This window comes from Lysinibacillus sp. fls2-241-R2A-57 (assembly GCF_030209535.1).
GTDB lineage: Bacteria > Bacillota > Bacilli > Bacillales_A > Planococcaceae > Lysinibacillus.
Genome location: NZ_JARVRU010000197.1, coordinates 23,188 through 31,295 on the forward strand (window position 1 = coordinate 23,188; position 8,108 = coordinate 31,295).

The following is an 8,108-nucleotide window of genomic DNA, read 5'->3' on the forward strand; positions in this document are numbered from 1 at the left end:
ATTGTGTGAGGTTTTCGATATATTATGTCCGTCGTTTTTAAAAAAAGTTAAACAAACCTACTCCGTTCGTTTTAGCGTAATATTTCACAATCACCCTTCATCAAAATACCCATTCTTCCTTCTTGTTGAAGAGGCCTGAGATAACAATTAATTCCCCTGTACTACATGAACTAAAAAAATTCATAAAAAAAAGACCAGACACGATTATCTTGGTCTTAACTAATGTTCAACTGTAACCTTTGTAAGGTTTTACGCTAGTTTTCTAGAATATTCTTATCATCTAATTTTTTAGTATATTTCTTCAAAAAATTGTTCATCCTCTTAATAGTTTACTTGAAGAGGTGAATATTAAAATGAAAAAATCGTTAATAGTAATTTTTCTAGTAATATTTACGCTATTACTAAGTGGTTGTTGGAGTAAGCGTGAATTAAGTGATCTAGCTATTGTTTCTGCTTTAGGTATAGATAAAATCAATGATGAATATTATATTTCTGTTCAAATTGTCAATGCTGGTGAAATGTCTGGCAGTAAATCTTCTGGTGGTCAATCGCCAGTTGCTACCTATCATACAACTGGAAAATCCTTATTTGAAGCTGTTAGGAAATTAACTACAACTACTCCAAGGAGAGCCTATTTCACTCACATGCAATTGGTCGTTTTTGGGGAAGAATTTGCATCTGAAGGAATTGCGGAAGCTCTAGATTTTATGGCTAGAGACCAAGCAATTAGAAGCGATTTTAACTTTGTTGTAGCATATAATTCTACTGCTAAAGATATTTTAAGTGTCTTAACACCTATTGAAAAATTACCAGCAAAAAAGATGCTAAATTCCACTCTTGCTTCCCAAGATGCTTGGGGTTCAACAAAATTTATTGATACTGAAGATTTAATTTCTGAATTGGGCGGCGAGCACAAAAGTACTGTTTTGTCAGCGATAGAATTAGTTGGAGACAAAGAAAAAGGTAAAGGTCCAGATAATGTTGAAAGAATTGAGACGTCAGCAGTATTACATTTCATTGGATTCGGAGTATTTAAAAAGGATAAATTAATTGGTTTTTTAACTGAATCAGAAAGTATCTATTACAATTTTTTAATGGATAATATTAAAAGCACAATCATAAATACCTCCTGTCCTAATAAAGGATCTATAACAACAGAAATAGGAAAATCTAAAACAACTATTCATGGAAAATTTGAAAATGGGATTCCAAAAATAAATGTGAAAATTGATATTGAACAAAATGTTGCAGAAGTAAAATGTAACATTGATTTATCAGAGGAAAAAACTTTAAAAATGATTGATAAAAGAACTGCAAACTATATTAAAGGAAATATTGAACAAACCATTAATACTATTAAAAAAGATTATCAAGTTGATATTTTAAACTTTGGAGAAGTACTTCATAGAGAAGATTATCAAGCATGGGATACTATTAAAGATGATTGGTCAACAATATTTCCAGAGTTAGAAGTCAATGTTGACGTTAATGTCCACACATTCGGGACAGCGACCTTGGTTAATCCTATCCCACAAGAATAAAACAAAATTGATGAAGCATTTTTTCTAGATGACTGCCAAATTTTATAAAATGACGCGTTTTCTAACTTTCTTTCAAATAACCATCTTCCATCCTGTATAATTCGCCTCCATTTTGCGCATATATGGTAGTAACAAGGGAGGTCATTACATTGAAGAAGTTATTTTATCTGTTTTTACTAGCTACATTATTATTATCAGCTTGTGGAAAAAATACAGCTCCAAAAGAAGTAGCTGTCGACAAAAATACTTCCGTTGAAGATATAGTGGGAGCTATCGTCAAAAATAAATTCACTGTTGAAGAAAAGAATGGAGTTGTAACTATTTCCATTCAGGATACAGATGTTGGAAAAGGTTTAAAAAGTCAAATGCTGAAGGACTCTACAAAAATATTTGCTGAGCTGTCCAAACTAAAAAGTGTTAAAACACCATCTATTTCCTGGTACGCACCGTTAACAGAAGCAGGTGGAAAGAAAGATATGACTGAGGTATTAAATATTTATTTTAGTGAAGAAGACTTTAGAAAAGTTAATTGGGCAAACTATAACCAGCTAGATATTGAATCCATCGCTACTCATTATCATCAAAATGAAGCTTTAGGCCATTAAAAAAATGCAACAGAAAGATACCCCTTTATGTATAAAGAATGGGTATCTTTTTTATTATCCGCTCACTTAACGTACATACTAATTGCTTCAGACAGAAGAGATTGTTTTATTTTATAATGCGTTGCTTGCCAGACGCCTTTTCCATCTTTCAAAATTAAGAGTTGTGGTGATTCATGCTTCACCTTTAAATCGTTCTCAATAATATTTGAAACATCCCTATCCTTCTGCACAATCACTAAATACTTAGGCAAATTTGTTTCTAGCGCTTTCAACTCTTTTAACGCAGAGATGCTACTAAAACATGTCATACTGAATTTTAACACTAGACAGGCCTTGTGCTTAGATTGCTGTAAAGTATCTCTCCATTGTTCAGTTGTTTTAATTCTTTCCATACTTTGAACCTCCAACTTATAAGCCTTTCATTCATTATATACCATACAGGGTATTAATAATGTATGAAAGTGAATCAAAAGAGGTAAGAATCTTCTATGAATGAAGATAAAAATACGAGCCTACAATAAATGAAAGCTCGTACCTCTTCTCACAATATTTAAATACCCTCAGTGTTCATTAATACAACACGCCAACCATCTGGATCTTCAATTGTGACACCTTTTTCTTCCCAATATGGATTTTCTGGCTCTACTTCGGGATAGCCCATTTGCAATAAGCGTTCGGCAATACGCTGTATCGTTACAAACTTTGGAATATATAGCACAAGCAGATTATCCTTTGTTGGCGCTGGGCAAGGGCTCCCCTCAATATGCTCTGTAAATTCTAAATGATAGCTAGCATTTGGAAGACCAATCATTATACCATTGTAGCCACGATGTCCTATGAAAGAGCCGATTTTTTCTAACCCTACGCCTTCACAATAAAATTTTTCAATTTCCTTTAATTTATCAGTTGGCCTAGCAATACGTACTTGGGCCACCTGTAATTCATCCGACCATTGTTGTCTCATAGTTATTTTTCTCCTTTCTTTCAATTATATAATTGAGAAATAAAGCTAGAGAACAGCCATTGGTCTGAAAAAATGCTAATCTATGGCAGTAATATAAAATTACCCGCGGAGAAAAGCAAAATACCCGCGATATTGGTTGAAATACCCGCGAATTGGAGACAAATACCCGCGCTAGCCACGCAAATACCCGCGAAGCACCAATTTCACCTTAAAAAATCACAAATTCTATCTGCAACTGCTAATGGATCTTCTTTTTCTAAATAATACTCCTCAGCTGGCCAATATCTTCTTCTATACTTGTTTAATCGTGTTCGAAAATCTCCAATATACACGTCTCGCTGCAATACCCTTTCCTCTCTAACAGTTTTAGGGCATTCTATATATAAACTATAATCATAAAAGCTCCTCCACTCACTGCGTAGAAGAAAGATTCCCTCAACAATAAGTATACTGTTTGCTGCTAATGTAATTTTTTTATTACAACTGACATCTGTTGATTGGTCATAAAATGGAAGTTTGAGCTCTAAATTATAATTATGTAATTGTAAAAAGACATGATGTTTAATAAAGTCGATATCCCACTGTAAGTAATAATATTCGTACCATTCATCGTAGCCAGTATTATAGCGTTTGTTTCTTTCAACGATGTGATTATCTATATGAATTAGTTCTACAGCACATATTATTTTTAGCTCTTCTGCAAGCTTGTTAGCTATAGTTGACTTGCCTGCGCCACCTAGTCCATCCATGGCGACAATGAATGGTCTTTCTTTAGCAGACCTCGCTTTAAATTGCTTTATGATATCGTTCTTTATTTCGTGTATATTCATTGATTGACACTCCTAACAATCATTAAAATAACCAGCTCTGCCAAAAGAACTGGTTACTTTGCATTTATTCTGTTATGGCTACACTAAATGAAGCTGCTGTCTTCTCTTTTACTTCTTCTAAAGTGACACCCTCTGCTAATTCTATTAGCTGCATACCTTGCTCAGTAAAGTCAAAAACAGCTAGGTCTGTAATTAATCGATGTACAACGCCTTTGCCTGTTAACGGTAGCTCGCATTGTTTTTTAATTTTTGACTCACCGTTTTTATTGACATGCTCCATCACAACGATGACTCTTTTCGCTCCAACTACAAGATCCATGGCGCCTCCCATACCTTTCACCATTTTCCCTGGAATCATCCAGTTTGCAAGGTCACCCGTTTCAGATACTTCCATCCCACCTAAAATAGCAAGGTCGATATGGCCTCCGCGAATCATGGCAAACGATTCGGCACTATCAAAGAACGAAGCACCCGGTACAACTGTTACCGTTTCTTTACCTGCATTAATTAAATCAGGATCGACCGCTTCTTCCGCTGGGTATGGACCAATGCCTAGAAGTCCGTTTTCTGATTGTAAAAGGACGTCATAATCAGCCGGAATTGCATTGGCAACTAGCGTTGGGATACCAATACCTAAATTGACGTTCATGCCGTTTTGTATTTCTTTTACCGCTCTGTTTACTATTCTTTGTCTTGTATCAACCATCACGCATCCCCCTTTTTCACCGTCAAACGCTCAATACGCTTCGCATAATTTTCGCCTAGTAAAACGCGTTGCACGAACACTCCTGGCGTATGGATATGATCCGGATCCAGCTCTCCTACTTCAACAATTTCCTCCACCTCTGCAATCGTAATTTTCCCAGCCATTGCAGCTAGTGGATTAAAGTTACGTGATGTTTTTCTGAAAACTAAATTACCTAGCTTGTCTGCCTTCCATGCTTTAACAAGTGCAAAATCTGCGACAATTCCTTTTTCTAAAATATATTCCTTCCCATCAAAAACCTTTACTTCTTTCCCTTCAGCAATTGGCGTTCCAACCCCAGTAGCCGTATAAAAGCCAGGAATTCCAGCACCGCCAGCTCGCATACGTTCAGCCAAAGTACCTTGTGGTGTCAATTCTACTTCAAGCTCCCCACTTAAAAATTGCTGCTCAAAAATTTTATTTTCACCTACATAGGATGCAATCATTTTTTTTATTTGTTTATTTGCTAATAAAAGCCCTAAACCCCAATCATCCACGCCACAGTTATTGCTGACAACTGTTAAGTCCTTTGTTCCCTTTTGTACTAGCGCTGCAATTGATTTTTCAGGGATACCACATAGCCCAAAGCCCCCTACCGCTAACGTATTCCCATCTTTAATATCTGCAACGGCTTCCTCAAACGAATTCCACACTTTCCCGTTCCCCATATCGAAACCCCCTAAAATTGCTCGTTTATTAAGAAAAATTCTACCTCAATATCATTTTATAAGTAAAGGAATTAATTAGAATACTATTTATTCCAAAATGGCATAACTCAATTTTTGCCGTCCTCTTCAGAACGAATTGTAGTAAGTAGCTGCCTTAATGCAAATGATTGATATGTATTCTTCTTCGTAATAACACCTAAACGCCATGGCATGTCAAAATTAAATAATGGAATTATTTTTACATTTTTATTCGTCAGCTTTGCGGCAACTGAATACGGTAAAAGTGTCACGCCTAAATTCGAGGATACTAGCTCCACTATTAAATCCCATTGCGAGCTTTTATAGCCGATTATTGGTGTAAATCCTACGCTTTTACATGATTTAATCACATAATCATGCAGTGTGAATTCCTCTGTAAAAATAATGAATGTTTCATTTTGTAAATCCTGTAATAAAATATGTTCTTGCTGTGCTAATAGATGGGATTCATTAATAAAGACAAAAAATTGGTCTTCCACAAATGATTGGACAGAAAATTTCCTTTCATCTGTAGGTATAACAACAATCCCCATATCAACATCGCCATTTTCTACTAACGTTCCAATCATTTTAGCTCCACGTTCCACGAGCTCTAAATGTACCTCTGGATACTGCTGATGAAACTTTCGAGCAATTTCAGGAAAGAATAGCGTGCCAATTAACGGTGGAATCCCTAATTTAATAGAACCTGTCTTGATGTTCATTAAATCATCCAGTAAATTATGTAAATCGTGTACAGAACGCATTATTTTTTGTCCTTGTTTATAGACAATACTACCTGCATCTGTTAATTCTACGTTGCGTGTCGATCGGTTTAATAACTCCACATGAAGAGTATCCTCCAGTTTTTTAATGCTTTTGCTTAATGAAGGCTGTGACACAAAGGATTCACTAGCTGCCTTTGTAAAACTCCCATGTTCAACAACAGTCATAAATGCTTTTAAATCTCGTAACTCCATATAGACACCCCCTATTTATTCTAATTTGTTATAAAAAATATTCCAAAACCCTTGTTTAATAATAAATTCTCCTCGTTTTCTACTAATCCTTCTTCTAGAAAATATCCAAGACAAATACAATAGCGGCAATGCTTCCCGATGATGCCGATAATATTCAATTACGCAATATTCATGAATAACAGTTTCAAAAAGATTTCTACATTACGTTACATTTTTCGTCCTTAATTCTATTTTTCTCTTTAATAATTCATTTCTCTCTATACAATTAGCAATAAGGGATGGCTGAAAAGGAAGGGGGATTTCTAACATGAAAACGTTAACAAGAATTTCAAATGCTATCATGGAAAAATATTTACCTGATCCATATATTTTTGTCACTATACTCACAGTATTAGTATTACTTTTAGGGGTTACATTAACAGATTCTTCTCCACTCGACATGGTGACATATTGGGGAGGTAGCTTTTGGAGTTTATTAGAATTTACAATGCAAATGGTGATTGTCTTAGCTGCAGGTCACATTTTAGCGAATAGTCCTGTCTTTAAAAAAGGATTATCGGCCAGTGCAAGTAAAATAAAAACACCAGGCATGGCTATAATGGTTATTACATTCGTATCACTAATAGCTTGCTGGATTAACTGGGGATTCGGACTTGTCATTGGTGCCCTCTTTGCAAAGGAAATTGCTCGACATGTAAAGAAGGTAGATTATCGCTTATTAATCGCCAGCGCCTATTCAGGCATGGTTATTTGGCATGGTGGATTAGCTGGCTCAATTCCGTTATCCATTGCGACTGAAGGTCATAAGTTTGCTGACATTATGGGCATCGTACCAACCAATGTTACAATTTTTTCAACTTATAACTTATTCATAGTCATTGTTATACTTTTAACTTTACCATTGTTTAATCGTTGGATGATGCCAAAGGAAGAAGATACGGTTGAGGTGAACCCTGCTTTATTAGTGGAAGAAAAAACAGAGTTGCCTAAGCCTGAAAATAACTTTGCCAGTCGCTCTGAACGCAGTTATATTTTAACGATTTTAATTGGTATTCTCGGACTTACTTATTTAATCTATCATTTTGTTACGAAGGGCTTTGTTCTTGATTTAAATGTTGTGAATACAATTTTTATTGTGTTAGGTATCATTTTCCACGGGACACCGCAGCGTTTCCTTGCAGCCGCACAAGATGCCATTAAAACAACAACAGGCATTGTTTTTCAATTTCCGTTTTATGCAGGGATTATGGGCATGATGACCGCTTCTGGTTTAGCTGCTGTATTCTCAGAATGGTTCGTTAGTATTTCCAATGAACATACCTTCTATTTGTTCACTTTTTTCTCAGCAGGACTTGTTAACTTCTTTATACCATCAGGCGGTGGACAATGGGCGGTGCAAGCTCCTATTATGCTAGATGCCGCTACAACTCTAGGTGCCGACTATGCTAAAACAGCAATGGCGATCGCTTGGGGTGACGCTTGGACAAATATGATTCAGCCGTTCTGGGCACTACCAGCCCTTGCAATCGCCGGTTTAAAGGCTAGAGATATAATGGGCTTCTGTTTATTCGTTTTAATCTTTACAGGCATTATTATTAGCATTGGCTTCCTTTTCATCTAGCTGAATATAGCGTATTTAAGCTTCACGGAATATATATCCGTGAAGTTTTTATTTACCCTTTTGAATGTAGTTGAATTGACAACAGGTGTGTTGATTAACCATTTTTATCCACCCTAATTAAATTAGAAGGATCTGA

9 protein-coding genes are annotated in these 8,108 nt (G+C 35.7%); 3 read left to right on the top strand and 6 right to left on the bottom strand.

Annotation, left to right across the window (positions count from 1 at the left end; all coding sequences use genetic code 11):
* Window positions 1-353: 353 nt before the first annotated feature.
* Together QRN68_RS24010 and QRN68_RS24015 are read left to right on the top strand one after the other, a co-directional pair.
* Entirely contained in the window at window positions 354-1,541 is a 1,188-nt protein-coding gene (locus QRN68_RS24010; RefSeq protein ID WP_285399742.1) for a Ger(x)C family spore germination protein, read from the top strand.
* A 149-nt stretch (window positions 1,542-1,690) separates the two neighbouring features.
* Complete coding sequence (locus QRN68_RS24015; RefSeq protein ID WP_285399744.1) at window positions 1,691-2,146, top strand: hypothetical protein; 456 nt, start codon at window positions 1,691-1,693, stop codon at window positions 2,144-2,146.
* 62 nt (window positions 2,147-2,208) lie between these two features.
* On the opposite strand, the gene ytxJ is transcribed toward QRN68_RS24015, so the two are convergent.
* From ytxJ to QRN68_RS24045, 6 genes are all read right to left on the bottom strand, one after another.
* Window positions 2,209-2,538, bottom strand: coding sequence for a bacillithiol system redox-active protein YtxJ (ytxJ, locus tag QRN68_RS24020; protein WP_285399745.1), 330 nt, complete (start codon window positions 2,536-2,538; stop codon window positions 2,209-2,211).
* Window positions 2,539-2,696: 158 nt separating this feature from the next.
* The gene (locus QRN68_RS24025) at window positions 2,697-3,110 is read right to left on the bottom strand and encodes a VOC family protein (RefSeq protein WP_285399747.1); all 414 of its coding nucleotides are present in this window, start codon (window positions 3,108-3,110) and stop codon (window positions 2,697-2,699) included.
* 203 nt (window positions 3,111-3,313) lie between these two features.
* Window positions 3,314-3,940 (bottom strand): kinase, encoded by a 627-nt coding sequence (locus QRN68_RS24030; RefSeq protein WP_285399749.1) that lies wholly within the window; start codon window positions 3,938-3,940, stop codon window positions 3,314-3,316.
* Between the two features lie 64 nt (window positions 3,941-4,004).
* The gene (locus QRN68_RS24035; protein WP_285399750.1) at window positions 4,005-4,646 is read right to left on the bottom strand and encodes a 3-oxoacid CoA-transferase subunit B; all 642 of its coding nucleotides are present in this window, start codon (window positions 4,644-4,646) and stop codon (window positions 4,005-4,007) included.
* Window positions 4,646-5,353, bottom strand: a complete 708-nt coding sequence (locus QRN68_RS24040) for a CoA transferase subunit A (protein ID WP_285399752.1) — start codon at window positions 5,351-5,353, stop codon at window positions 4,646-4,648. The genes QRN68_RS24035 and QRN68_RS24040 overlap by 1 nt, the downstream gene beginning before the upstream one ends.
* 107 nt (window positions 5,354-5,460) lie before the next feature.
* Window positions 5,461-6,351, bottom strand: coding sequence for a LysR family transcriptional regulator (locus tag QRN68_RS24045; protein ID WP_285399754.1), 891 nt, complete (start codon window positions 6,349-6,351; stop codon window positions 5,461-5,463).
* A 307-nt stretch (window positions 6,352-6,658) separates the two neighbouring features.
* On the opposite strand from QRN68_RS24045, the gene QRN68_RS24050 reads away from it, so the two are divergent.
* Window positions 6,659-7,972 (top strand): short-chain fatty acid transporter, encoded by a 1,314-nt coding sequence (locus QRN68_RS24050; protein ID WP_285399755.1) that lies wholly within the window; start codon window positions 6,659-6,661, stop codon window positions 7,970-7,972.
* The last annotated feature ends 136 nt before the right edge of the window (window positions 7,973-8,108 follow it).